This window comes from Prolixibacter denitrificans (genome assembly GCF_003014495.1).
Taxonomy (GTDB): Bacteria; Bacteroidota; Bacteroidia; order Bacteroidales; family Prolixibacteraceae; genus Prolixibacter; species Prolixibacter denitrificans.
Window position 1 is genome coordinate 49,195 of record NZ_PYGC01000007.1, and the last position, 25,855, is coordinate 75,049.

The 25,855-nt window shown below is 45.4% G+C and carries 19 protein-coding genes and 1 tRNA gene; 11 read left to right on the plus strand and 9 right to left on the minus strand.

Annotated features, from left to right (window positions below):
* Positions 1-81: 81 nt before the first annotated feature.
* From CLV93_RS13525 to CLV93_RS13560, 8 genes are all read right to left on the minus strand, one after another.
* The gene (locus tag CLV93_RS13525; protein WP_106542747.1) at positions 82-1,851 is read right to left on the minus strand and encodes an endo-dextranase; all 1,770 of its coding nucleotides are present in this window, start codon (positions 1,849-1,851) and stop codon (positions 82-84) included.
* A gap of 101 nt (positions 1,852-1,952) precedes the next feature.
* Entirely contained in the window at positions 1,953-3,431 is a 1,479-nt protein-coding gene (locus CLV93_RS13530) for a SusE domain-containing protein (RefSeq protein ID WP_106542748.1), read from the minus strand.
* Between the two features lie 115 nt (positions 3,432-3,546).
* Positions 3,547-5,016, minus strand: coding sequence for a RagB/SusD family nutrient uptake outer membrane protein (locus tag CLV93_RS13535; protein ID WP_106542894.1), 1,470 nt, complete (start codon positions 5,014-5,016; stop codon positions 3,547-3,549).
* A gap of 19 nt (positions 5,017-5,035) precedes the next feature.
* The gene (locus tag CLV93_RS13540; protein ID WP_246187244.1) at positions 5,036-8,332 is read right to left on the minus strand and encodes a TonB-dependent receptor; all 3,297 of its coding nucleotides are present in this window, start codon (positions 8,330-8,332) and stop codon (positions 5,036-5,038) included.
* A 158-nt stretch (positions 8,333-8,490) separates the two neighbouring features.
* The gene (locus CLV93_RS13545) at positions 8,491-9,501 is read right to left on the minus strand and encodes a FecR family protein (RefSeq protein ID WP_106542750.1); all 1,011 of its coding nucleotides are present in this window, start codon (positions 9,499-9,501) and stop codon (positions 8,491-8,493) included.
* 134 nt (positions 9,502-9,635) lie between these two features.
* The gene (locus CLV93_RS13550; protein ID WP_106542751.1) at positions 9,636-10,223 is read right to left on the minus strand and encodes an RNA polymerase sigma factor; all 588 of its coding nucleotides are present in this window, start codon (positions 10,221-10,223) and stop codon (positions 9,636-9,638) included.
* 198 nt (positions 10,224-10,421) lie between these two features.
* Positions 10,422-10,494 (minus strand) — tRNA-Lys (locus CLV93_RS13555).
* Between the two features lie 138 nt (positions 10,495-10,632).
* Positions 10,633-11,094, minus strand: coding sequence for a hypothetical protein (locus tag CLV93_RS13560; RefSeq protein WP_146142026.1), 462 nt, complete (start codon positions 11,092-11,094; stop codon positions 10,633-10,635).
* A gap of 246 nt (positions 11,095-11,340) precedes the next feature.
* On the opposite strand from CLV93_RS13560, the gene CLV93_RS13565 reads away from it, so the two are divergent.
* Both CLV93_RS13565 and CLV93_RS13570 read left to right on the plus strand, forming a co-directional pair.
* Positions 11,341-12,144: an SDR family oxidoreductase gene (locus CLV93_RS13565; RefSeq protein ID WP_106542753.1), complete on the plus strand. Its 804-nt coding sequence runs from the start codon at positions 11,341-11,343 to the stop codon at positions 12,142-12,144.
* Positions 12,145-12,150: 6 nt separating this feature from the next.
* Entirely contained in the window at positions 12,151-12,564 is a 414-nt protein-coding gene (locus tag CLV93_RS13570) for an acyl-CoA thioesterase (protein ID WP_106542754.1), read from the plus strand.
* Here the strand turns inward: CLV93_RS13570 and CLV93_RS13575 are convergent, their stop codons facing one another.
* Entirely contained in the window at positions 12,565-13,191 is a 627-nt protein-coding gene (locus CLV93_RS13575) for a LysE family translocator (RefSeq protein WP_106542755.1), read from the minus strand.
* A gap of 180 nt (positions 13,192-13,371) precedes the next feature.
* On the opposite strand from CLV93_RS13575, the gene CLV93_RS13580 reads away from it, so the two are divergent.
* From CLV93_RS13580 to CLV93_RS13625, 9 genes are all read left to right on the plus strand, one after another.
* Positions 13,372-14,274 (plus strand): alpha/beta hydrolase, encoded by a 903-nt coding sequence (locus tag CLV93_RS13580; protein WP_106542756.1) that lies wholly within the window; start codon positions 13,372-13,374, stop codon positions 14,272-14,274.
* Between the two features lie 49 nt (positions 14,275-14,323).
* Positions 14,324-14,863 (plus strand): NUDIX hydrolase, encoded by a 540-nt coding sequence (locus CLV93_RS13585; protein ID WP_106542757.1) that lies wholly within the window; start codon positions 14,324-14,326, stop codon positions 14,861-14,863.
* Positions 14,860-16,638 carry an aminopeptidase P family protein gene (locus tag CLV93_RS13590; protein WP_106542758.1) on the plus strand — a complete coding sequence of 593 codons (1,779 nt, stop codon included), beginning with the start codon at positions 14,860-14,862 and terminating at the stop codon, positions 16,636-16,638. The genes CLV93_RS13585 and CLV93_RS13590 overlap by 4 nt, the downstream gene beginning before the upstream one ends.
* Positions 16,639-16,679: 41 nt before the next feature.
* Positions 16,680-19,574, plus strand: coding sequence for a hypothetical protein (locus CLV93_RS13595; protein ID WP_106542759.1), 2,895 nt, complete (start codon positions 16,680-16,682; stop codon positions 19,572-19,574).
* Positions 19,575-20,651: 1,077 nt separating this feature from the next.
* Entirely contained in the window at positions 20,652-21,131 is a 480-nt protein-coding gene (locus tag CLV93_RS13605) for a helix-turn-helix domain-containing protein (RefSeq protein ID WP_106542761.1), read from the plus strand.
* A gap of 39 nt (positions 21,132-21,170) precedes the next feature.
* Positions 21,171-21,953, plus strand: a complete 783-nt coding sequence (locus tag CLV93_RS13610) for a dihydroorotate dehydrogenase electron transfer subunit (RefSeq protein WP_211297846.1) — start codon at positions 21,171-21,173, stop codon at positions 21,951-21,953.
* Positions 21,947-22,858, plus strand: a complete 912-nt coding sequence (locus tag CLV93_RS13615; protein ID WP_106542762.1) for a dihydroorotate dehydrogenase — start codon at positions 21,947-21,949, stop codon at positions 22,856-22,858. Before CLV93_RS13610 ends, CLV93_RS13615 begins: the two co-directional genes overlap by 7 nt.
* A 155-nt stretch (positions 22,859-23,013) precedes the next feature.
* Positions 23,014-24,321 (plus strand): serine hydrolase domain-containing protein, encoded by a 1,308-nt coding sequence (locus tag CLV93_RS13620; RefSeq protein WP_106542763.1) that lies wholly within the window; start codon positions 23,014-23,016, stop codon positions 24,319-24,321.
* Positions 24,322-24,516: 195 nt separating this feature from the next.
* Positions 24,517-25,845, plus strand: coding sequence for a dihydrolipoamide acetyltransferase family protein (locus CLV93_RS13625; RefSeq protein WP_106542764.1), 1,329 nt, complete (start codon positions 24,517-24,519; stop codon positions 25,843-25,845).
* Positions 25,846-25,855: the final 10 nt, after the last annotated feature.

Here is a 25,855-nt window from a genome sequence, read left to right on the forward strand (position 1 = left end):
CGCGAAGGCAAAACACCTCCTGTAGAACCGATGATCCTTCTACTTTTTTATTTATTCTATATGGAATTTGGGGTTCCTCTGCTAATTATATTCTATTACCAACATTCCCCAGTACTGCATTTTAGGTACGGTACAGGTGAGGGTAGAACCGTCCTGCGTAAATACCAATTCTTCGGATGAACCGTAACGGTAATCCGGTGAAGCGTACCAGACCTTTTTTACTGTGTTGGTTGTTTCAATTTGAAGCGGCAGGTCTTTTATTACTGGCTGAAAAGGTTGTGTTCCCGATGCATCCCGCCAATTCAGACTGGTCGCATCCATGTAATTCAGCAGATTGATGACTTGCGTTGAACCCAAATCTTTTCCGGTTACCGTAACGCTTCCGGTTTGCGGCGGCCAGCTGTTGATGTTGATTTGTCCGTCGAGCGAAGTTACCGATGGTGTGTTGAAATCGCCGTTACCTTGTAGCAGGTTCTCATAGGCAACCTGAAAATCGTAATAGCGAGTCAGCGCTTCTTTCAAGTCGGTTCGCATCAGCAGGTTGTCGTTGGGAAAATATTCTTTGCCCAGCATGTGTTCTCCCAATTCCAAATGGCTTCCGCCGAAAGCGAAAATAACGGCATCAGTCATCAAAACCCCAGGCGTATTGAAATAGCCGGTAGAATTGGCTTTGTCGTAATCCATGTACGCGGCTAAAACAGTTTTGGTTCCTGCACCGCCCATCGTTGTATTATCCTGAATAATGCTTGCCAGATCTTCGTAAGTATCATTGGGTGACCAGACTTCCGTGTAAGCGAAGTCGACCGGCGTTGACAGAATATTGGCCTGGCCGTACTGATTGACAGCATTCATTACCATCTTTTTATTCGGAAAACGCTGGTTCATATTATTCAGGAACGAGCTGAAGCCGTATGGTAAATCAGCTTTCTGACCATTATAATCGTAAACTGTTCCGCGGTCACCTAGCTGGTCAAGATGCCAGCCGTCAAAGTCAAGGAACTGATATACCAATGCCGTTTGATCGTCGATGTATTTCTGCCAGTCGGGGTTGGCCGGATCGAGCACAAAAATGTCACTCAATGCCCAGTTGTTGTCCAGGTCGTGCTTGTTCACATTCTGATGATTCGCATCGTTATAAAGCATCCACTGAGCGGAAACGCCATCTGTTGCATAGTCGTCCCAGGCACCATATAGTAAATTGTAGAACATGGAGGCAATACCGTATTCGTGCGCTTTGTCAATGTAACCTTTCACCACGTCGAAGGAGACATCGCGTTTGGCAATATCCTGCCACTCAGCAGCAGGTTGTGAACCATCCATCTTTAAAGGCATGTGATGCTTGTTCTGCCAGTCGTAATATTGAAGGCCGTTGATATGATATCGTGTGAGTTTTGTCAGTTGTGAATTAATATCATCGGCTGTCACATCACCCGAAAACTCTGAAAGAAAACCGTATCGGGGAAAATGTGTCCAGTCGGATGAAACATCCACCCCAATACTCCCATATACAACTTCCTTTCCATCTACTGTTTCATACACATCCACCATGTATCCCATGAAATCGGTATTCGGAGCCGTCCATTGCCAGGTTTTCCCGGGAAAAGCCTCTTCTTTGATAACTTCATTTAAATGACGATATCTGATTTTTGCCGAGGAAGTTAATGTCTTGTCGGACGTAAACTGTATCACATCGCCGGGATGATACAAGGCTTTGTCGGTTGAGAGTTTTACCGCAGTGTTGGTAGTCGGATCATCCGGTCCATCAGGTGAAGGAGCCGGTGCTTCCGGTTTACTGCAACCTGCCAGCACGAATACGATAAGTAGGTAATAGATTCGATTAATTCCTGTCATCTTCGGTTAACTTGGGAAACGATGTTTTCACTCGGGAAATTACCGTTCGTTGTGAATTAGTAAATGCCGGCGGAGAGGACTCCTCTCCGCCGGTTTGTCAATTACTGTTTTTGAATATCGATGGTTAAATCCTGAACATTAAGCGTAAGGGTGTAGGTTCCTGCATCGGCTGCCGAAATAGTCCACTTACTATCATCCGGATCGCCACCGATGTGACGGTACATTTTGGTCGGGTCATTCGGATCCATCATGTACATATCCTGGCCCCAATCACTATTCCGGTTGACCGGGAATTTGAATTCGCCTTCCCCTAAATCTCCCTGGAATGTGAAAATATACCAGTTGTTCGGGTCCTGCGTCAATTCAATCGCGTTGGTGATATCCCATCCAATGGAAGTTGCCGATCCTACAATGTAGAGTTTCAACGGCTCGATGGTGATGGTCATTTTTTTCAAATCAACCATCACGTGGTACTGGTTTTCATTGGTTATCGTCCATTTATTGTCATCTGGATCTCCTCCGTTGTGCAGATAGATCTTCGTTGAATCGGACGGATCACGCATGTACATATCCTGGTTCCAGTCGGTGTTTGTATTCACTGGGATTTTAAACTCTCCGGGAGTCAGAACTCCATCGTAAGTGAACTGGAAGAGATTATCCGGGTTTTGCACCATTGGGGTGGCATTCGCAATATCCCAACCATTTGGCGTGGCATCACCAACCAGGTAGAGCTTATCATATGGAGGACCGGGTTGTTTGGTAATGCTGATCGTCAAATCAACCAGATTCAGTTTCACAATGTATATACCATCTTCTGCAATGGTAAACTGATCGTCCGGCTGTGTGTCATCTGTCCGGTACACGAGGGTGTTGTCATCTTTCCCTTTTTGGTACGAAGGAAGGAACGAACCCAATGTAGTAATGAACTTCAGATTCCCGGCCTTCAATGTTCCCTGGTAGGTAAAGGTTGTCGGATCGTTTTCATCCGGTGTCATCTCTATTGCATTGTTGGCGTCCCAGCCGTTAGGCGAAGCGTCTCCAATCAGGTAAAGGGTACTGGATACCGGTTCGTAGGGTGTTACCGTGAATTTAATGGGTTCAGTCACATCATCCGGTACATTTTCATTGGCAATTTTAGCAGTGATGCGGGCTTCCAACTTAACGGCGGTACCTGGTTGAATTCCCCAGTAATTCAACAGCAGATCATTCAGTTCTGCTACGGTAAAGTCTCGTTTATATACCGCTTTACCCATGTTGTACGATTTGGCATTGGCAAATCCGTTGCCATCCTGATCGATATCGAGCGTGTAGGAAATGGAACTCCCTGTTCCCTGATTACTGCCGGTTGTCCAGTTAATGCTTACAGCCACGTTGGCGTCATTCTTCTGCGAAAGCACAACATTGTCGGCTGATGTTGATATGGCTACTGGTTCTCCCATAGTAATATTAACCGGCTCGTCCTTGGTACATGAGTTCATCATGAACACCGAGGATATACCTAACAAAACGACCAGCGTTAAATAGCCGATATTTAACCTGGCTCGTTTCCGCTGAAATATATGGATATTGAATTTTTTCATGTTTCATTGATTTAATTGAAAAGGGGCAGAGCTTTCCCTGTTGTCAACAAAAGGATAGTCCGAATATAACTCTGTCCTTTTTCTTGAATTACGATTCAATTTATTCTACTCCGATCTAGTAACCCGGATTTTGTGTCAGGTTCGGATTGGCATCAATTTCCTTTTGCGGAATAGGCAACAAGAGGAATTTACTAGTTGCATTCACTTTCCCGATGGAATGCAGGAAGTTCAACCCGTAATCGCCATTATCGACGCGAATCAAATCGAACCAGCGCTGACCTTCGAATGCCAGCTCCATACGGCGTTCGTGAAGTACTTTTGCTTTGAAATCGGCTTGCGACAAACCGGTTACAGCCGGTAATCCGGCACGGGCTCGTACTTCATTCAGCGGAGCTTCCGCCTCGGTGGTTTTTCCCAAATTGTTCAGTGCTTCGGCTTTCATCAACAAAACATCGGCATAACGGAGGACCGGGAAATCCATAGGGCTATTGTCATATGAAGAAGCAATCGATTTAGGCACCAGGAATTTACGAAGGTTGTATCCGGTCGTAGAATAACCCGGATCGTAATCCATTCCGTCGAACTGAGGGCAGCCATCATACAAAATGGTCACATCTTTACGCAAATCGCCAGGTTCGTATGAATCGACAAATTCCTGGGTCGGCTGGTTCCATCCCCAGCCACCGGCTACCATGTTGGAGTTACGCGGACCGGTAAAAGTGCTCAACCAGGAAGCCTGGTTCGTGTTATCCCAGAAACCTTCTCCGGCATTCCCTGTATACTGAATTTCGAATAGTGATTCGACCGAATTCTTGTTATTTACATCGAAATTGTCGGCATAATTAGGATTGAGTGCATACCCCAGTGATTCCACTTCGTTTGCCAAAGTAACCACCTTGTCCCATTGTCCAAGCGTCAGGTATACTTTTGCCAGCAAGCCAGCTGCTGCGCCTTTTGATGCACGTCCAATATCGTTTCCTGAATACTCCGACCGGGGTGGAAGTAACTGCTCGGCATCGGTCAAATCGGCAATAATCTGCTCGTAAACTTTGGCTTTGTCGGTTCGCTTCGGACGAAGGTCGTCTCCGGGTTCCTGAGGGACTGTAATCAACGGAACATCACCAAAGAACCGAACCAGGATGAAATAATACAGTCCACGCAAAAATTTGGCTTCGCCGATGATCCGGTTTTTCAGATCCTTGTCGATGTTCATGTCAGGAACTTTCTGCAGAATAATGTTGCAACGCAGAATACCGGGGGCCGGTCCACGCCAAAGATCGAGTACGCCGGGATTATCAGTCGTGGTAACGAAATTGGCTTCGTCTTGTGTTTCAATACCATCAGTTCCGCCTCCGGCACCAACAATACTGTTGCCAGCCATGATGTCAGTAGTCCACATGCGCATGTTATACAACTTCGGCCATTGCAGTGGTTGATAAGCACCGTTGATGGCAGTGATGGCGTCTTCTTTTGTTTGGAAGAAATTCGCCGTATTGATAGAGTCGAGCGGTGCCTTTTCCAGGAAGTCCTTGCTACAGGCAACACTCATGAACGTTACTAATATGAGAATGATATATTTTTTCATGGTTGAATCTTTTTTCACGTTAGAAATTCATGTTGACGCCGAAACTGAATGTTTTGGTCACCGGATACAAGCCATTGTCAATACCGTTAACCGTTCCGGATCCCAGGCCGTTATCCTGTACTTCCGGGTCAAAACCGGTGTAGTTGGTCAACGTGTAAAGGTTTGAGCCAGCGAAATAAACTCTCAACTTGTTGATTCCCCATTTCGTAGTCAGATTTTCCGGAAGCGTATATCCAAATACCACATTTTTCAACCGCAAGTACGATCCGTCCTCAATCCAGCGGTCGGAAGGGCGTGTGTTCTTGTTCGGATCGTTGAAAACGGCGCGGGGAACATTGGTTTGATCTCCTTCTTTCTGCCAGCGTTTCAGTGTTTCTGTTGTTTGGTTAACTGCAACTGCCATTCCTTCGCTCCAAACACGATTGACATTCAGAATTTTATTCCCTTGCACTCCCTGGAAGAAGATCGAAAGGTCGAATCCTTTGTAGTTAAAGGTGTTATTAAGTGAAAAGATAAATTTTGGGCTTGGGTTTCCCAGATAGGTGCGGTCGGCATCATTGATAACACCGTCACTGTTCAGGTCCTTGAAACGAATGTCACCGGCTGAGGTGCGGTTATAAGGATCCAACCCGGGAACCTGCACGGCATGATTATCAACTTCCTGCTGATTTTGGAAGATTCCATCCGTTACGAATCCGTAAAACTCGTTTACCGGCTGTCCTTCAGCAATACGTGCTGCCGCGAAATTGAAGTTGAAACTACCAGTGGTCATCGGAATGGAATCATTCAGGTTGGTCACTTTATTTTCATTGTAGGAGATATTGAAATCTGTGTTCCATTTGAAATCACCTTTGTCGATGTTCCGGGAGGAAATTGTTAGCTCAGCTCCGTTGTTCTCCATTTTACCGGCATTGATAGACGGAACGTCTACATCGGAATAACCGGTTGAAATCGGAACCGACATAGGAACCAACATGTCATTGGTATTCTTCTGATAAACGTCACCAGTGATGTTGATTCGCTGATTCAGAATTGTTGCATCAAACCCCAGGTTGATTTGCTCCTGAGACTCCCATTTAACATTGGGATTGGGCATCATCCTTGGCACAACGGCACTGACAATGTTATCGTTGAAGTTATATTTTACCGTCTCCAGTTTTGAGGCAAAAGAATAGTTTCCGATTTCCTGGTTGCCGGTAAAGCCGATGCCTGCCCGAATCTTCAAATCATCAACGAAATGGACGTTTTGAAAGAAATTCTCCTGCGAAATACGCCAAGCAACGGAACCTGACGGGAAGATACCCCATTTGTTCCCGGAACCAAACCGGGATGATCCATCGCGACGAACGGTGGCTGTTACGAGATACTTGTCTGCGTAATTGTAGTTTACCCGCGCCATGTAGGAGAGAAGCGACCATTCGGAAGCATTTCCATCAAGGGTCACCTGGTCCGTTCCGTTGGCCAGTTGCTGCGTCAGATCGCTGGCAAAGTTCTGAATGGAACCGTTCATGAAATCGAAGCGGTTTTCCTGGGCACTGGTTCCCACCATCGCTGTCAGATGATGCACATCTTTGAACGTTTTGTTGTAAGTAAGTGTGTTATCCCAAACCCAGGTAATGCTCTTGTTCGAAGACTGATACAAATAAGATTGGTCCTGTGGATTAGGTTTCCAGTCATATTTGGGCGACCAGGTACGACCGTACCAGAAATTGGCTTCCAAACCGGCATTCGATTTCAGTACCAGGCCATCCAGCAAGGTGATTTCGGCATAAACTGCACCCCGAACGTTGTAACCTTTTGTGGAATTATCAATCAACTTAGCTGTACCAACCGGGTTACGAATATCACCATCCCATGACGGGCGTCCTTCAGGTCCCGCATAGGTTCCATCTGCATTGTAAATGGGCTGTGTCGGCAATGCTTTAATGGTGTTACCGATGTTGTAGTCACCTTTTGATTTGATATCGTGATTCAACGTGAGCCGGTTACCGAACTTGACATTCTTGAATACCTGAGATTCACTGTTAAACTGGACCGTGTAACGCTTGTAGTTGGTATTCAGAACAATTCCGTCCTGGTTCAGAATATTTCCGGATACGTAATAATTAGACTTATCGCTTCCGCCTGAATAGGAGACAGAAAGATTATTCATCCCGGCAGGACTAAAAACAGCTCCCAGCCAATCGGTTCCTTTGCCTAAGGAAGATGGATTGGCATACGCCGGATTCTGTTCCAAACCTGCATTGGCCATCATTTCGTTGTGGAGTGCAGCAAATTGTGACGCATCCAACACTTTAATCATGTTGGTCGCTTCCTGAATGCTGTAGCTATAGTCCACGTTTATCTGGCCTTTGCCGGACTCGCCCTTCTTGGTGGTAATAATGACGACTCCATTCGCACCTCGTGAACCATAAATCGCGGTAGCAGAAGCGTCTTTCAAAATCTGAACAGTCGCAATGTCATTCATATTTAACTGGTTGAGTCCGCTTGTTGTGGGAACTCCGTCGATGACCAGCAATGGGTTGTTGTTGTTAATGGTTCCCATACCACGAATGCGAATGGTCGCATCGCTTCCGGGCGCACCTTGCGAGATAACCTGAACACCGGCAGCACGTCCCTGCAATGCATCGCTGACACTTGGCACGGGAAGTGATTCCATGTCCTGTGTTTTCACGGTAACGATAGAACCTGTCAGATCCTTCTTCTTCTGATAACCATAACCTACGGCAACTACCTCGTCCAGACCGATGGTTTGTTCCTGCATCACGACATTCAGTGTCGGTTCGCCGGTAGAAACGATTTCCCGGGCTTTCATCCCAACAAATGAGAATACAAGTGTACTTCCTGCCGGAACATCAGCCATGTTGTAGTTGCCGTTCGCATCGGTGATGGTTCCGCTGGTGGTACCTTTAATAACAATGGTAACGCCGGGAATCGGCTCTCCTTTCGGGTTGGTCACTTTTCCTTTCAACGGATGTGCCTGTTGTTGCTTCGTGCCCGAGGGCTCGCCGTTGCTGCCTTTCGGAAAAAGGACGATGCGCCGGTCGATGATTTTGTAGCTGATGTTCTTTCCTTCAAACAACCGGTTCAAAACGTCTTCAATGTTACTCTCGTTCGCATTGATGCTAACCCGATCATTCAACTGAATCTGGTCGGCATTGTAAAAGAAGACAAATTGGGTTTGCTGTTCAATCTGATTCAAAGCATTTTCCAGCGTTGTGTTTTCGAGGTTAACCGAAAGCCGGGTTTCCTGCGAATAGACACTGGCCGAAACCTGCATTAGGCTCATTAGTAGAATGACGAACGTTAGTCGCATAATTAACCATAGTTTAATCATGCCATTCCGCGGAAAGGCAAGCAATCGAAACTTTTTTTTCATAGATTTGTAATGCTAAGTTCTACAAATGAATAGCTCCAACTATTCGTTTAATTTAACAGCCGGGAAGTGCTCCAACATTTCCCGGTTTTATTGTTTTATTTCCGTTCAATCCATATATCAGTGCTGTCGCGTTGTACTTTGATGGGAATCGTTAGGTTGACCAAATCAAAGAACTTTTCAATATTATCGTCCTTGTAGGCGGCTCCCGAGAAGACTTCTTTGCCCAGTTCTGCATCCCGGAAGTGTATGTTTACTTTGTACATCCGCTCCAACGTTTTCGCTATCTCGTTTAACGGTTGCCGGTTAAAATGATATTCGCCGGTTCGCCAGGTGGTCACCAAATTGGTGTTGGCTTGTATCACCTTGTCCTCTCCGGTACTCTTATCGTACCGCCACTGTTCGCCGGGCTTGAGCATCACCGGTGCTTCTTTTTGCGGAATATCTTTAATTTCCACAACTCCTTTCAATAGCGTGGTTTCTGTTCGGTTGTCTTCCGGATATGCTCGTACATCAAACTGTGTCCCCAGCACGTTGACACTCATATCGGGCGTGATGACCCGGAATACGCGTGATTTATTATGCGTCACTTTAAAATAGGCTTCTCCAACCAATTCGATTTCCTGTAGTTTTTTGTCGGGCGAAATGTGGTATTTCAGTTTGGAATCGTAATTCAGCGCCACAAACGTTCCGTCGGGAAGCGTTACCTCCGATTGCTGTCCACGCGGTGTTTTGAATTCAATGACCTGGGCTTGCCTATCACCAGGTGAGAAGAAGTGCTTTTCTCCGAGCAAATAGCTCGCTACTCCAAGGATAATTAGTATGGAAGCTGCTGCTGCAATACGGGGAAGTCGCCTGATGGTAAAACCAGATGAGCTTGAACGGCGGAAAATCTCAAGAGACTCGTGCTTGATTTTTTGGAAATCCTTTTCTCCAATATGTGAGTGGTCAATTTCTCTTCTTTTCCATTTCAGCACATAGCCAATCAGCATGGCCAATGCCGATTCTTTGTCCTTTGTCTTCTCTTCCGGGAATTTCTTCAAAGAATCCTTCGTCAGGCTTTCCTTAAACTGCTTGTCAAACAAATGATCAGAGGTTTCCTTCTTCATGGTGTTCGTATTGCTCTTTGTAAGAAAAAGCAGTTACACTCAGAATATACCCCTGACTATTTTATGCTGTAGAACATATTTCGTGGAAAATGTGATTGGAGACAGGAACAACAAGTTTTGCAATAGAAAGGACATCAAGGGATTGCTGTCTGCAGAAATAATAAAATAGATTCGCAAGAAGTATCTAATATTTTTTTCAGCTTAGCTATTGCTTTCTGAACGCTGTTGCCAACCGATTGATAATTCACCTGCATTACTTCCGCCACCTCTTTGTTCGACAGGTTTTTATAAAATTTAAGGTAGATGGTTTCTTTCAGACGAGGAGGAAGCTGATTGAGCGCATCAGCCACCAAATCTAGCCGAAGCTCTTTTTCTTCCGGATTAACTTCCGTTGAATAACTCAATCGGAACGCGTCGATACGTTCATCATCCAGTTCTGTTTCGGCTATTCTGTGAGACTTCCGGATGTTGGCAAAAATCTTTATTCGCAGAGATTTCAGCAAGTAAAAAAGGATGTTGTCAGTGGGAGAGAGTCGATCCTTTTTTCGGGCTAATTCGAAAAAAACATCCTGTATGCTATCGCGAACCAAAAACTCATCGGACGTGAAACGCTGCCCGTACTCACACAACGCCAGGTGGTACGTGTCGAAAATGTAGGAAAAGGCTTCTTCATCGCCACGTTTAAAGCGCTCCCAGATTTCTGCATCCAGATTTCGTTGCATAGGTTTCAATGTCGCATCCCCAAAGTTTAGTGGTGGTACAAAACTAACTGAAATTTTTCAATCCGGTTACAGGCCCGTACATTTCTGTTTTCTGATAAGGGGGGTGAAATGGAGAACAAGTGGCATAATGCGAACAGGAAAAACCGAAACATTCGGACACAAAAAAAGCTCCCTTGTCGAGGAAGCTTTATCGAAAAGTGACTGAGCTGGGGCTCGAACCCAGGACCCACGCCTTAAAAGGGCGTTGCTCTACCAGCTGAGCTACTCAGTCATCCTTTGTAGTACCCTTGTTTTTCAAAGGCGGTGCAAATATACGGTCATTTTTCTTTTATGCAAAAGATGAATTACAAAAAATTGACACTAATTGACCGATGATTTTCGACTTTGCCGTTATTCATCTGAAACCCATTCAATTCCCATTGGCGCGCAATGTAAACTCACCGGTAACATTTTCAGTTTTGATGGTAAATTTCCAGTTGCCGGTAAATTCTGAGTGGTTTTCTTTCACATTGACTACACGCGACCAGCTGGCATAATTTCCGTTTTTCATGTGTATGCTGGCCATTTTATTTCCATTGGGCGTCAACAGCTCGATTTCCATATTGCCAATGGTGCTGTGTCCGTTAATCGACAGTTCCAGTTGATCGACTTTTCGGTTCACCCGGAATTCAATCTCTTTCTGTAACGTGTTGTTGTGAAGTTTCTGGTGTTCCTGTACCAGATTGCCTGGCTCGGCTTCCTGACCGGAGGTTTGCTTCATTTCATCCCGCATGTCTTTCATCGCCGATTCCATTTTTTTGTGGAATTTCTCGGCCTGCTTCTGAATTTCAGCATGCGGATCCTGTGCTTTTGCAAATAGGAATATGGCCATAAGCGGGAACATTAAAATGATTTGTTTCACGTGCTTGCTTTTTATGGTTACACAATTGCTGGTTGGGGCTAAAATAATAATCTAAAAATACAACGGATTCAGGTCGATTAAAAGTATGTCCCTTCTTTTTATCCCACATTTAAACTTGCAAAAACGACCGGTTTGCGAAAAAAGCATACTTTTGTTTACCATAAAACAAACCGGTAGAAGACAGTTCCGGTTTCCTAATTTTCGGATTTTTGTACAATGAAAAATAAGGTAGTAATTATTACCGGAGCTTCTTCCGGAATTGGACGAGCACTGGCTGTGGAATTTGCTTCACGCGGCGCGAAACTGGTTTTGGGAGCACGCCGGACTGATCGTTTACAGGAACTGGAACAAGAGCTTCCGGGTACGGAAATTCTTTCGGTCAAAACGGATGTTTCCGTCGAGGAGGAGTGTAAGAACCTGATAAAACAGGCTGTTTCGCGCTTTGGGCACATCGACATACTGATTAACAATGCAGGCATTTCCATGCGGGCCAATTTTCAGGATATGGACCTGGAAGTGATGCATAAGGTGATGGATGTGAACTTCTACGGGACAGTTTATTGCACCAAATATGCTTTGCCATATCTGCTCGAAAGCAAAGGTTCGCTGGTTGGGGTGATTTCTATTGCGGGCCATGTGGGCCTACCGGGAAGAACCGCTTATTCGGCTTCGAAGTTTGCCGTTCGCGGATTCTTGGATACTGTTCGCATCGAGAACCTGAAAAAGGGGTTGCATGTGCTGGTAGCCGCTCCGGGCTTTACTGCTTCCGAAGTGAGAAAATCGGCGCTTACCGCCAATGGAACTGCTCAAGGCGAAACTCCGCGTAAAGAGGAGAAAATGATGACTTCGGAAGAGTGCGCCCTACATATTGCCAACGCGGTAAAAAAACGGAAGCGGCAGTTGATTCTCACTTTCGTGGAAGGAAAATTTACCGTTTTCCTGGGCAAGTTTTTCCCTTCGCTGCTCGACAAGTTAACCTTTAATCACATGGCCAAAGAGCCTGATTCACCCATCAAGTAAAGCAATATGTTTTCATTCGATACCCAATACCGGGTTTGTTACGGCGACACCGACAAAATGGGCGTGGTTTATTATGGCAATTATCCTCGCTTCTACGAAATCGGGCGAACCGATATGATTCGCGAAATCTACAAATCGTACCGGTTACTCGAGGAGGAGGATAAGATTTTTCTTCCCGCACGGTCGCTTCATATTAATTACCACAAACCAGCTTACTACGACGAGTTGCTGACGATTCGTACCGTTATTAAGGAAATGCCCAAAGTGAAGTTTCCTCTAATATCTGAAATTTACAACGAGGCGGGGGAATTGATCAACGAAGGGAAAGTCGTACTGGCTTTTATGGATTTCAACACAGGCCGGCCGTGTAAAATTCCGGACCAATTTGAAGAAATTCTTCGCGAAAGGCTGGGAGAATAATCAGTCGAACCGCAAATAGATAAACGAAGCTACGGCAAAAACGATGATCATGATACCAACGATTTTGTTGGCCCACCACAGCATGTGAAGATTGATTTTGTGGCGGAACAGATTTACCAGGCCGGTTAACACAAACCACCAACTCGACGCCCCGCCGAATACGCCGGTAATAATCATCAGCGATTTAATCGGCGCAGACAGTTTCAATGCCAGTCCAGAGCCGGCAAATACGGCAATGAAAACAAAGACGGCCATCGGGTTGGAAACAGTTAGTAGCAAGGTGAAAAGATAATCCTGTAGGTAGGTCGATCCTTTCTTCTTGAACTTTTGTAACTCCTGCGACGGATTGGATTTGAAGATGTGCAGTCCGAGGAGAATAAGGATAATCGCACCGGAAATTTCGAAATAGATGGAGTGTGCCGTGATGAAATCGATAATCATCGTCATACTGAAACCGGCTATAATCGCATAGATCGTATCAGACGTTGCAGCTCCCAGCCCTGACGACATACCGGAACGCCAGTTTTTGTTCACTGTACGTTGTATGCAAAGCATTCCGATTGGTCCTAAGGGAACGGAGACAGCAATTCCAATAATGAATCCTTTCCAGATTAATTCCAGTTCCATGGCCGCAAAATTAAGTTAAAAATTGTAACACCTCCCGATTTCGTTGGTTAAAAATGAGTCTATGTTTGTGGACAAATATTCTGTTTTTAAAAGAATTTAAAATAAGTTTATGGCTTCCGTTCGGATACTCACAACCTGCTTCATACAATAAGCAGAAAAACTAATGGCAAATCCAGTGTTATGAAGAATCTCTTGCTACTTACCCTATTGTTTATGTTTAGTTTACAGCCTTCTTTCTCACAGGAAACGTTAAAGCTTTGGCCTGATGGAGTTCCGGGGCCCAATGTTTCGCCCAAACCTGAAGAGGTATTTGATAGTGTGCGGGTCCGTTATGTTTCGGAGCCAACGCTGACCGTTTATCTTCCGGAAAAGAAAAAAAACAGTGGAACGGCTGTGGTTATATGTCCCGGAGGAGGTTATTGGATTGAGGCAATGGATCACGAGGGATATGATTTTGCAAAATATTTGCAGGAGCGTGGAATTGCCGGTATCGTATTAAAGTACCGCCTCCCATATGGCCATTCAAATATTCCACTGCAGGATGTGCAACAGGCCATCCGAACGGTTCGGGCTAATGCCCAAAAGTGGGGGATTGACCCGAATAAAGTGGGAATTGCAGGATTCTCTGCTGGTGGACACCTGGCATCGACTGCCGAGACACACTTCGACGCTGGAAACCCGGATGCTTCTGAGCTCATAGCTCGGGAGAGCAGTCGCCCCGATTTTGCCATTCTGGGTTACCCGGTAATTACCATGAATAAAGCCTGGACGCATTTGGGATCGCGGGAAAATTTACTCGGGAAGAATCCGTCAAAGGAATTGGTTAAAAAATATTCAAACGAACTGCAGGTAACTCCGCAAACTCCGCCTACTTTCATTTTTCTGGCGGATGATGACGATGTTGTTCCTCCCAAAAACAGTGTTGAGTTCTATATGGCTTTAAGAAAAAACAAGGTGCCGGCTGAGATGCATATTTTCGCAGAAGGCGGGCACGGCTTTGGAATGCACATTAGCGGAAAACCACACGACCAATGGCGAAATTTGGTCATCGATTGGATGCGCGTCCGTAAATTGATTCCTTAAATATGGAGAACCTGTTCAAACTCCCAACTTATTGTTAAGTTTATTGTCTATGTTGTCTGACACACATCCTCACAAAGTCATAAATCATTGTCCCCGTTGTGGTTCAAGCCAGTTTATTAGTAGGGAAGAAGGTATCTCTTTTTCTTGCGAAGATTGTGGCTTCGTTTATTTCGTCAATAGTTCGGCAGCGGTGGCTTGTCTTATTTTTAATTCGAAAGGCGAATTGATGCTTTCGCGAAGAGCGATTGAACCGAACCGCGGAATGCTGGACTTGCCGGGAGGATTTGTTGATGTGATGGAAACCGCAGAAGAGGCGGTTCGAAGAGAAATCAACGAAGAGTTGGGAATTGCAGTTACCGGTTTGCAGTATCTCACGTCCTTTCCCAACGAATATGTCTTTTCGGGCTACAGCGTTTTTACGCTCGACATGGCTTTTGTTTGCCGGGTCGATGACCTCGCTTCTGCCCATCCCAAAGACGATATTTCAGCCATCGAATTTTACGATGTGAAAACTGTTCCGTTCCAGGAATTGTGTTCCGACAGCATGCGAAATATTATTGAGTTCTATCTTGAAAATAAAATAAAATGACTGTACCAGAACGTCTTGCTGCTGCAAGAGATTTGATGAAACAGCGTGGAATCGATGCGTGGATTATCTCCGGCACCGATCCGCACATGAGTGAATATCTTCCAAAACATTGGTATACAAGAGAGTGGATATCCGGATTTACCGGCTCCTATGGAAAGGTGGTCGTTACACAAAACGAGGCCATCCTGTCTACCGATTCGCGTTACTTTTTACAGGCCGACGAGCAATTGGCCGGAACCGGAATTCAACTGATGAAGGATCTTCGCCAGCCGGGCGATGCGCCTTACATCAGTTGGCTGAAAAAATCGCTTCCGGAAGGAAGTAGAGTTGCCATCAACGGACTGACAATTCCGGTAAACAAAAAACGCAGTTTGGAGGCTTCATTGGGTGCGAAGGGCATTACTTTGGATATTACCATTGATCTGGTCAGTGAACTGTGGGATGACCGACCATCGCTTCCCAACTCGCCGGCTTATGAGTTAATGCCCGAATTTGCCGGTACTTCCCGCAAGGAAAAACTGGCGACGTTGCAAAATAGTCTGCTGGAAAAAGAGGCGGACGGATTGGTGATAACAGCGTTGGATGAACTGGCCTGGATTTTCAATCTTCGCGGTAGCGACATCGATTACAATCCGGTTTTTGTTGGGTATGGATATATCGACAGGGAAGAGGCGCATCTTTTCGTTCCGGAAGGAAAGATTGACAGCGCATTAAGTGAAAAACTGGAGTCGGAAGGAATTCGCATCCATGGTTATGACGAATTTCTCTCTTTCGTGAAGAATGTAGAGGATAAAACGTTGTTAATCGATCCATCACGAACCAGCGCTTTGTTGTTCGAGTCGGTTCCGAAATCGTGCCGAATCGTAGAAGCTTCATCTTTAGCTAATTTACTGAAGTCTGTTAAAGGACCGATCGAAATAGAAGGAATGAAAAAGGCGCATGTACGCGACGGTGCTGCGATGGTGAATTTTCTGTATTGGTTGGAAAATCACCTGGGAAAAGAGAAAATAACCGAGCTGACAGTCGACGGAAAACTGAGGGAATTCAGAGCTGAGCAGGATTTGTTTGCCGGCGAAAGTTTCCATTCCATTGTAGGGTATGCCGACCACGGTGCGGTTGTTCATTATAGTGTGACCGAAGAAACCGATAAGGAAGTATTGTCTGAGGGTTTCTTGCTCATTGATTCTGGAGGTCAATATCTTGACGGAACGACAGATATCACAAGGACGGTTGCTGTTGGTCCACTTTCGGACCAGCAGAAACGCGATTTCACGTTGGTACTAAGGGGCATGATCGGTTTAAGTCTGGCGCGTTTCCCGGAAGGAACACGTGGGGTGGCGTTGGATATTCTGGCCAGAAAGCCATTGTGGGACAACGATATGGATTATGGTCACGGAACAGGTCATGGCGTCGGACATTTTCTGAATGTGCACGAGGGGCCGATGAGCATCCGACAGGATTTGAACCCTGAACCGATTCGCCTGGGTCAGATTTTGTCGAACGAGCCGGGCATATACAAGACTGGTCAGTATGGTATCCGAACGGAGAATATGATTCTTTGTGTCCCTGGAAATGAGTCGGAGTTTGGCCAATTTCTGAAATTTGAAACATTGACTCGTTGTCCGATTGATACGAGTGCTGTAATTCCTGAATTGTTAACAACGGAAGAGCGTGAGTGGCTGAATGACTATCACCACACCGTTTTGCAGGAAGTCGGACCGCTGGTTTCTACACCGGTAAGAGAATGGCTGACAGCCAAATGTGCGCGAATCTGACATCTTAATTTTTAATATTGATTGTGTAAATCATTCTGAATATGAGGAGATTTTTCGTGGTTTTCATCCTGCTGATAAGCAGTTTGACGTCGTACGGCCAGTACTACGTTAACGGGCAGGATCCTGCTTCGATTCACTGGGGACAAATCAATACGCCAAATTTCCAGGTAATTTACCCGGATGATTTTGAGCAGAAGGCTCAGCAGGTGGCCTATATCCTGGAAAAGGTTTATGGCTATGCCAGTGAAACGCTACAACATCAACCAAGAAAAATCTCTGTCATTTTACATACGAAAACCGTTCATGCCAATGGTTTTGCCGCCTGGGCACCTGCCCGGGTCGAAATGTTCCCTACGCCATCGCAGGATATTTATCCACAGAAATGGCTGGAACAGTTGGCTATTCATGAGTTTCGGCATGTGGTGCAGATTGATAAAATCGGTGAGGAGTTGCCCGGTATTTTCAAGGTGATTCTCGGTCAGCAAGCTGCAGCTGCAGTGGTTGGTGCTTACTTGCCTTTTTGGTTTCTGGAAGGTGATGCCGTTTCAACAGAAACCACTCTTTCACACGCTGGTCGGGGACGCCTGCCTTCTTTCGAAATGCCTTTACGGGCGCAGGTTCTTCAGAAAAAGATCTATTCCTACGACAAGGCTTATCTGGGGTCTTTCAAAAATTTCATTCCCGATCATTATGAATTGGGTTACCAACTAGTGGCTGGAGCCCGTAGCCGTTATGGTGCCGATGTGTGGGCCGGTGTGCTGGACCGCGTCGCCCGGCAGCCTTTGTCGCTGACGGCTTTCGATAAGGGATTGAAACTGGCTACCGGAAAGAACAAGATTGGCATGTATCACGAAATATTCAACGGACTGAAAGCCAAATGGCAACATCAGGATAGCCTGAACGAGTTGACCCCGGTTCAGGTTCTTTCGGCTAAGCCAAAGTATTTTACGAGTTACCGGTATCCTTATTATGTGAATGATTCAACGGTCGTTGCCCTGAAAACTTCCATCGACGATATCGACCGGTTTGTTCTGATTGAACCCAATGGCAAAGAACACAAGCTGGTTGCACCGGGTCCCTGGTTTCGCGAATCGGTGACATACGGAAACAACCGGATTTACTGGGTCGAACAGAAATCGGATGTCCGCTGGCAACATCGTGAATTTTCGTTGCTCCGCGTATATGATATCAATCGGGGAATGGTTTGGCAACGACGCTATCAGGTAAAAGTGCTGGCACCCTCGGTTTCGAAAAATGGAAAACAATTATGCGCAGTGAAAGTGGGGAGCGAAAATCAAAGTTCCATTGTGTTGCTTTCGCCGGAAAATGGTGATATCATCAAATCGTTTCCGGCTCCTGACGGGCAATTGTTTCTGACACCTTCGTGGAGCCAGGACGGGAAACATATTTTCACGGTAGTGTTAGGCGACAAAGGGAAGACACTCGCCGAGCTGAATGTAGCGACCGGCAAACTCAAAACATTGATGCCTTTTTCGTATGTGGAAATCCGCAGGCCGGTGCAACAGGGGAATTACCTATTCTATGCTTCGGCTCAAACGGGGATCGACAATATTTTCGCATTGGATCTAAAGACCGGTGAAAACTTCCAGGTAACGTCTTCGCGTTTTGGTATCCGGGATATTCAGTTTTCTCCGAACGGAAAGAAACTATTGTATGCCGATTATTCTGCTAATGGTTTCCGGGCGGTTCAGGCAAACGAGAAATCATTGCTTTGGAAGAGTTCGCCACAGCAGGAAGAGGTGCATATGGAACCGGCACAGACGATTGCCCGGCAGGGACCGGGGGCTGTGCAACTGGATGAGCCGGATTCGGCTTTATATCCATCAACAAAATACAGTAAGCTGGGACATCTTTTCAATATTCACAGTTGGGCACCGGTTTATGTGAACACGACGGATTACACGATTCATCCCGGAGTGTCGATCATGTCGCAGAATAAGCTGAGCAGCATGATTGCGCAGTTTGGTTACGATTACTCGGTGAATGACAAAGAGGGTAAGTGGTATGCAAACCTCGAGTATGAAGGTTGGTTCCCGATTTTTAAACTGGAGACTAGTTTCGGAAAACAAAAATCGCAGTATTACCAGGTAACCAATTATACCAATCAGGCCGGCCAGGTGGTCCGGTCGGATACTTCGCTGGTCGATTTTTCCTGGAATCAGTGGAACATCGATCTGGATGCCCGGATTCCGCTGGATTTGTCGAGAGGGAAATGGTACCGGCTCCTTCAGCCCGAAGCAAAAATGGAGTTCACGGGTATTCAGCACAATTCGACTACGCCTTCCCAGTTTTTCTCGGGCAGCATTGTACCGATTACTTACCGGCTGTATTTTCATAACTTACTGCGACAGAGCATGCGGGATTTGCAGCCTCGCTGGGGACAGATTGTGGATTTCAGTTTCCGGCATACGCCTTTTGGCAATTTGGATTATGGAACGGCCTGGTCGGCTGAGGGATATGAATACCTTCCCGGATTTTTCCGCCACCATGGAATCCGGGTGTATGGTGGTTACCAGCGGAAGGAGCTATCGGCAACCGGGAATATGTTGTCGGACCTGATTTTGTACCCGCGTGGTTACAAGAGTTTTTCCAACCGGCAGTTGTTTACACTTCGAACGGACTATACGCTGCCGTTGCTGTACCCGGACTGGAACCTGGGACGGTGGATTTACCTGAAGCGAATCAACCTGCGCGGTTTTTATGATTATGGATGGACAGAGGCACTTGCTTCTCAAAACAACCAGACAATCAACTATAATTTTAGTTTTCAATCTTACGGGGCAGAAGTAACAACCAATTGTCATTTCCTTCGATTTAAAGCTCCGGCCAACTTAGGAGTCAGGTATAGTTACATGCCCGATTTAAATGACTACCGTTTTGACGTACTTTTCTCCATCAACTTTTCAGCGCTGTAGTTTTTGACAAAGAATATAGAACTGGAAGCCGTTCATCAAGCGGAAATGAACGGCTCGTTTTTTACGCAGTCATCTGACGTTGATTCATTGATTCCTGCGCCTAAAAATCCGCATCATTACCGGACGGACTCGGAAACATGCAATTCTCAACAGGTTTATGACACTTAAATCTCATTGTATTGGGCTGATTGTACGCTAATTAATATCTATCCATATAAAGAGAAAACGATCTCCAAATAAGAGCTTCAAGCCGTTTGAGTTGCCAATTTGCTTAAATTCCCACTTATCGATCCGATTGACACGTTGAAACCGGATCTCCTTTCCTGGAAAAACGCCATTTTCGATTTACAAGAAACAATCGCTGTAGTCATACTTGTTGTTCTTCAACATAAGCAGAAAAGACAAATGTCAACCAAACGTATGAATACATATGTAAATAATGTATTTTTGAAACATTTGTGATTTAACCATCTGTTTTACTAATGTAATCAATCAGAATTTACATAAAATGAATTTAAATTCACATTTATTATTACTGATAGTGTCTTATTGTAAATAAGATTCATTAGTCAATAAATACGCCACATACGAACATATTAAGCCCACTAAATCAATGACTTAACATCAAAACTATAAGTTTAACTTTAAGTATTTGGATACATTTGTATGCAAATAGGCTTTAAATCACACATATACCGCATAAATTAATAATTAATAGACTAATATTCAGTTATTAATGAAAATTAGTAATACTAATACTTTAAGTATTTCATTTTATTATTCCGGATATTCTTTGTGTATGATTAAAGTATAGAAAAACAACACATTAGGTGTATATGCGAGTAAACATGATGTTTTAATCAACTTGTATTCATGTAGTTTGATATATTTTCAGAAGATACAATTGTAAATTGCAATGTGTATATCAAATCTATTGTTTGTTCGATTCTATATTATTACATTTGTCACAGATAGAGTTTACAAATGAGTGGTCGTAGATAAATAACATTTCTGTATCGTCAGAAGCTGGCTGCTAAATGTGAATTCACTCAATTACCAAAATTCAACTGTAAACAGATGAAGGAACGGATCAATGAGTTTTTGCTAAGTGAACATTTGTCTCCGGCTGAATTTGCCGACCGGATTGGAGTGCAGCGCTCCAGTGTTTCACATGTGCTGAACGGACGAAATAACCCCAGCGCTTCGTTTATTCAGAAGATGATTGCTGCTTTTCCCGGACTGAGCACTCGGTGGCTGTTGCTTGGCGAAGGAAACATGACAGAGCAATCAACCAGGTCGGGCAGTGACTTATTCACCGAGCCAAGGCAGCCGGAAGCTACGACAACCAACCATGAACCGGTTCAAAAGAAGGCGGAAGGTCCCGAAATTACGCAGAAACCTACTCACGAACCGTCAGTGGTCCAATCGGAAGAACCAATCTCTTATGCATCGAAAAAAGAGGTACAGGACATCTGGGATGACGGCCCGGGCGAAATCGAACGTATTGTGGTGTTTTATTCCGACAAAACTTTTAAAGCATACAAACCCTCAAAATAGTTTTTTCGGCTATCTTTGCCCTTCAAATAGTGGCTCAAGATGATGAATAAGACTGTTCAGAACCTCAGGGTTTTATCGAATATCCAACTTAACCGGGACCATCATCTCCTGGAGTTGCAGGCTCCCGTCAAGTTGGAACAGATCGCCCCCGGCCAGTTTGTGAATGTTCGTGTTGAGAAATCACAAAGTACGTTCCTTCGCCGACCGTTTTCTATCTACGGGGTTGATTACGAAAAGAATACTATCTCTTTGTTTATTAAAGATGTGGGCCCAGGTTCGCATGTGCTGACATCAACGCCTGAAGGTGAGGAGGTCGATGTGGTTTTTCCGCTTGGAAACGGCTTCTCGTACCCCGAAGAGAACGAACGTATCCTGCTGGTGGGCGGCGGTTTTGGTATCGCTCCTTTACTTTTCTTCGCCAGAGAACTGAAAAAACGCAACCTTGATGTGCATATCCACGCTCTGGTTGGTGCCCGCACTTCGGATGATCTGATGGAACTGAATTCGTTTGCTCAGTGTGGTGAGGTTTATTCAACGACTGAAGATGGTTCGCACGGTGTGAAAGGCCGGGTGACTGACCATCCGGCTCTAAAGGATAGATTACAAAAGTTTGACAGAGTTTACAGTTGTGGACCAGAGCCAATGATGGAGGCTGTGGCGGCTAAAGCTGCCGCGGTTGATGTCTTTTGTGAAGTATCGCTGGAGAATACAATGGCTTGTGGTTTTGGAGTGTGCTTGTGTTGTGTAACCGATACGACCAGCGGTCATCAGTGCGTTTGTACAGACGGGCCGGTATTTAATATAAAGGATTTGAAATGGTAGATTTAGGTGTAAAAATAGGCAATCTCGACCTGAAAAACCCGGTTATGACGGCTTCCGGGACATTTGGGTACGGCCTGGAATTCGAGGATTTTTTCGACTTAAACCGACTGGGTGGCTTTGTGGTCAAGGGTACAACCTTGCATGCACGCCAGGGAAATCCTTATCCGCGTTCTGCTGAAACACCTTCCGGTATGTTGAATGCGGTGGGTTTACAGAATCGTGGAGTAAAGTACTTTGCCGAAAATATCTACCCGAGACTGGAGAAATTTCAGACCAATGTGTTGGTCAATGTTTCGGGTTCTACCGTGGAAGAATACGTGGAATGTGCCGAAGTGATTAACGAACTGGAACATATTCCCGGTATCGAACTAAATATTTCCTGCCCGAATGTAAAGGAAGGCGGAATGACTTTCGGAACAAGCTGTCCGTCGGCTGAAGCGGTAGTCCGTGCAGTACGGAAAGTTTACGATAAGCATCTGATGGTGAAGTTGTCGCCAAATGTAACTTCCATTGAGGAGATTGCCCGTGCGGTAGAAAATGTGGGTGCTGATAGTGTTTCACTTATTAATACATTGCTGGCTATGGCCATCGATGCTGAATCGCGTAAGCCTTTGCTTTCGACGATTACCGGTGGATTATCAGGTCCAGCTGTGAAGCCTGTAGCACTGCGGATGGTCTGGCAGGTGGCCCAGGCGGTGAAAATTCCGATTGTCGGTATGGGAGGTATCATGAATGCCGCGGATGCAGTTGAGTTTATGCTAGCGGGTGCTTCTGCCATCCAGGTGGGAACGGCTGGCTTTGTCGACCCGCTTGCTCCGGTAAAGATTGTGGAAGGGATTGAAGATTACCTGAAACGTCACAAAATTGAATCGGTCACTGACTTAGTGGGCAGTTTACAATTGTAATTACATCTGTAAACATACGAATTAATGAATTTTAACGTTATATAACATGCAGCCTGTTTTTTGAACAGGCTTTTGTTTATAAAATTGCGCACGTTATTAAATTGTGCTACGATATTTTAGTGAATTTTCGAAATATTATTTCCAGAACAGTGCCTATGAGGTATTTATTGGGATCTATTTTGGCATTACTGTTTGTCATGTCCGACTTTACACCCGGCTTTTCTGACCTGGGTGTTCCCAAACACAGCTTTTCGGTTCCAGATATGAAACCGCTTAATGAGCGGTTGACCAACGATTTATCGACGTTTGAATATTCCGATTACATCGAGCGTACGGTCGATCGGTTTATGGAACGGAATGAACTACGTGGCGTTTCCATCGCCGTAGTAAAGGATGAGAAGCTGGTATTTGCACATGGATACGGTTATGCTGACAAAGAAAACAATGTCATTACCGAACCTCGTAATATTTTCAGAATTGCCAGTGTTTCTAAGTTGGTCACAGCGGTGGCTATTTTTAAACTCATCGAGAGTGGCAAATTATCACTCGACTCAAAGGTGTTTGGCAAGGACGGCGTTATCAACGACGAAAAATATATGCCATATCGTGATCGTCGCATGAAAGATATTACCGTGCGGGAATTACTGAATCACTCTGGCGGCTGGACGCAAAAATATGGCGACCCGATGTTCATGCCTGATGTCATTGCCCGTAAAGTGGGCGATCCACTTCCGGCGACCATCGATACCTATTTAAAGTTTGTAACCAGCCACCGGTTGCATTTCAAGCCGGGTACCATGAGTTCGTATTCGAACCTGGGCTTTGTGTTGCTGGGCGAAGTGATTGCCCGTGCTTCCGGAATGTCGTACGAAGATTATGTGCGGGCCAATGTTTTATTGCCTGCCGGGATTACCGATATGCACATCGGGCATAATACTTATAAGGACAAATATCCAAATGAAGTCAAATATTACGAACAACGGGGATCGCTTCCGGTAACGGCCTGCGACGGTTCGGGACTGATTCTTCCGAAATCGAACGGTGGAAACGATATTACACTGCTGAGTTCTGCGGGTGGATGGGTCGCATCCCCTGTTGAACTGATGAAGTTACTGGTGGTCATTGATGGTTTTCCCGGTGTACCGGACATTCTTTCGCCTGAAAGCATCCGGGAAATGACAACGCCTAATCCCCGCGGATTCGAACCGCTTGGTTGGCGCGGTACTACAGCTTCAGGGTATTGGTGGCGAACTGGCAGCATGCCTGGTACAGCTGCAATCATGAAACGTCGTCCGGACGGTCTTGAGTATGTGATCATTTCGAATACAAGTAGCTGGAAAGGGCCGAACTTTACACGGGACCTGAGCCACCTAATGGACCGCATTTGCCGCCGGGTAAAAGAGTGGCCCGACCAAAATTTGTTCGAATATCACCGTCCCAAAGATATGTTGGCAATTAATTAATACACAATATAATCGAATTGAAAAGAGCACCACATTTTGGTGCTCTTTTTTTTAATTGATATCTCCACATTACATTTTTATACATTTTTTTTAAAGTAGAATGAACCCTTTTCAAACCTTTCAGGCTTTAGTGTGTTAAAGGAGGTGAAAAAAAAATTGATTTATAATCATTCACCATAAAACCGTTTAATTACAATGTCTGATTTTCAAGTGATGATGCCCAAAATGGGTGAAAGTGTCCAGGAGGCTACAATCACCAAAATGTTTGTCAAAAAGGGCGATACTGTTGAAGAGGACGATGTTCTTTTCGAAATTGCTACCGATAAGGTGGATTCGGAAATTCCCTCGCCGGTTGCCGGTAAGGTAAAAGAAATTAAATACAACGAAGATGACCTGGTTGCGGTTGGGGAAGTTGTTATGTTGATTTCAATGGATGGGGAAGACGAAGGAGATGATACTTCTTCGGAAGAGACTACCGATAAAAAGGCAGAGGAACAACCTGCCGCCAAGGAAGAAAAATCGGAAACACCGAAAGATTCCGGTGCTCCGCAAGGAAATGTAAACAAACAATCGGGCCGGTTCTATTCACCGCTGGTTCGCAGCATTGCCGATAAAGAAGGCGTTTCGTTTGACGAGCTCGAATCGATTGAAGGAAGTGGCCAGGGAGGTCGTGTTCAGAAGAAGGATATTCTGGCTTACCTCGAAAACCGTGGCTCCGGAAAAGCTGCTCAACCCGCAGCGGCCAGTGCACCTGCACAGGAAGCCAAAGCTGCTCCCCAAGCTCAACAACACAAAGTATCGGTTTCCATCGGTGCCGAAGATACTATCGTGGAAATGGATCGCGTGCGCAAGATGATTGCCGACCACATGGTGACATCGAAACATGTAGCACCTCACGTAACTTCAGTTGTCGAAGCCGATATGACCAATATGGTGCTGTGGCGAAACAAAGTGAAGGGCGAATACCAGGAGAAATACGGTGAGAAAATTACGTTCATGCCCTTGATTACGGAAGCTGTTGCCAAAGCATTGGCTGAGTTCCCGTATGTAAACTCTTCGGTTGACGGTTATAATATTGTTCTGCGCAAGCATGTAAATATTGGTATGGCGGTAGCTACCGAGAATAATAACCTGGTAGTTCCGGTTATTAAAGATGCCGATACGAAGAATCTGCTTGGTTTGACCAAAGACGTGAATCGTCTGGCTGCGCTGGGACGTAAGAACAACCTGGGGCCCGACGATCTGCAGGGCGGAACATTTGCCATTACCAACTTCGGTTCGTTTGGTAACATCATCGGAACTCCGATTATCAACCAGCCGCAAACAGCTATTCTGGCTGTGGGTACCATCGAAAAGAAACCGGCTGTTATGGAAACACCTACCGGCGACGCTATCGTGGTTCGTCACAAAATGTTTCTGTCGCTGTCATACGACCACCGTGTGATTGACGGAATGTTGGGTGGTAAATTCCTGCGCCGCGTGGCTGATATTCTGGAAGAACATGATCCCAACCGCGAAATCTAATTGACAAACG

Bases quoted from the DNA above. Each gene is read 5' to 3' on its own strand.
- CLV93_RS13565 (WP_106542753.1), top strand. From the start codon at position 11,341: ATGAAAAATAAGGTAGTAATTATTACCGGAGCTTCTTCCGGAATTGGA.
- CLV93_RS13545 (WP_106542750.1), bottom strand. From the start codon at position 9,501: ATGAAGAAGGAAACCTCTGATCATTTGTTTGACAAGCAGTTTAAGGAA.
- CLV93_RS13575 (WP_106542755.1), bottom strand. From the start codon at position 13,191: ATGGAACTGGAATTAATCTGGAAAGGATTCATTATTGGAATTGCTGTC.
- CLV93_RS13550 (WP_106542751.1), bottom strand. From the start codon at position 10,223: ATGCAACGAAATCTGGATGCAGAAATCTGGGAGCGCTTTAAACGTGGC.
- CLV93_RS13610 (WP_211297846.1), top strand. From the start codon at position 21,171: ATGATGAATAAGACTGTTCAGAACCTCAGGGTTTTATCGAATATCCAA.
- CLV93_RS13625 (WP_106542764.1), top strand. From the start codon at position 24,517: ATGTCTGATTTTCAAGTGATGATGCCCAAAATGGGTGAAAGTGTCCAG.
- CLV93_RS13620 (WP_106542763.1), top strand. From the start codon at position 23,014: ATGAGGTATTTATTGGGATCTATTTTGGCATTACTGTTTGTCATGTCC.
- CLV93_RS13560 (WP_146142026.1), bottom strand. From the start codon at position 11,094: ATGGCCATATTCCTATTTGCAAAAGCACAGGATCCGCATGCTGAAATT.
- CLV93_RS13530 (WP_106542748.1), bottom strand. From the start codon at position 3,431: ATGAAAAAATTCAATATCCATATATTTCAGCGGAAACGAGCCAGGTTA.
- CLV93_RS13535 (WP_106542894.1), bottom strand. From the start codon at position 5,016: ATGAAAAAATATATCATTCTCATATTAGTAACGTTCATGAGTGTTGCC.
- CLV93_RS13525 (WP_106542747.1), bottom strand. From the start codon at position 1,851: ATGACAGGAATTAATCGAATCTATTACCTACTTATCGTATTCGTGCTG.
- CLV93_RS13615 (WP_106542762.1), top strand. From the start codon at position 21,947: ATGGTAGATTTAGGTGTAAAAATAGGCAATCTCGACCTGAAAAACCCG.
- CLV93_RS13570 (WP_106542754.1), top strand. From the start codon at position 12,151: ATGTTTTCATTCGATACCCAATACCGGGTTTGTTACGGCGACACCGAC.
- CLV93_RS13605 (WP_106542761.1), top strand. From the start codon at position 20,652: ATGAAGGAACGGATCAATGAGTTTTTGCTAAGTGAACATTTGTCTCCG.
- CLV93_RS13580 (WP_106542756.1), top strand. From the start codon at position 13,372: ATGAAGAATCTCTTGCTACTTACCCTATTGTTTATGTTTAGTTTACAG.
- CLV93_RS13585 (WP_106542757.1), top strand. From the start codon at position 14,324: ATGTTGTCTGACACACATCCTCACAAAGTCATAAATCATTGTCCCCGT.
- CLV93_RS13595 (WP_106542759.1), top strand. From the start codon at position 16,680: ATGAGGAGATTTTTCGTGGTTTTCATCCTGCTGATAAGCAGTTTGACG.
- CLV93_RS13540 (WP_246187244.1), bottom strand. From the start codon at position 8,332: ATGCGACTAACGTTCGTCATTCTACTAATGAGCCTAATGCAGGTTTCG.
- CLV93_RS13590 (WP_106542758.1), top strand. From the start codon at position 14,860: ATGACTGTACCAGAACGTCTTGCTGCTGCAAGAGATTTGATGAAACAG.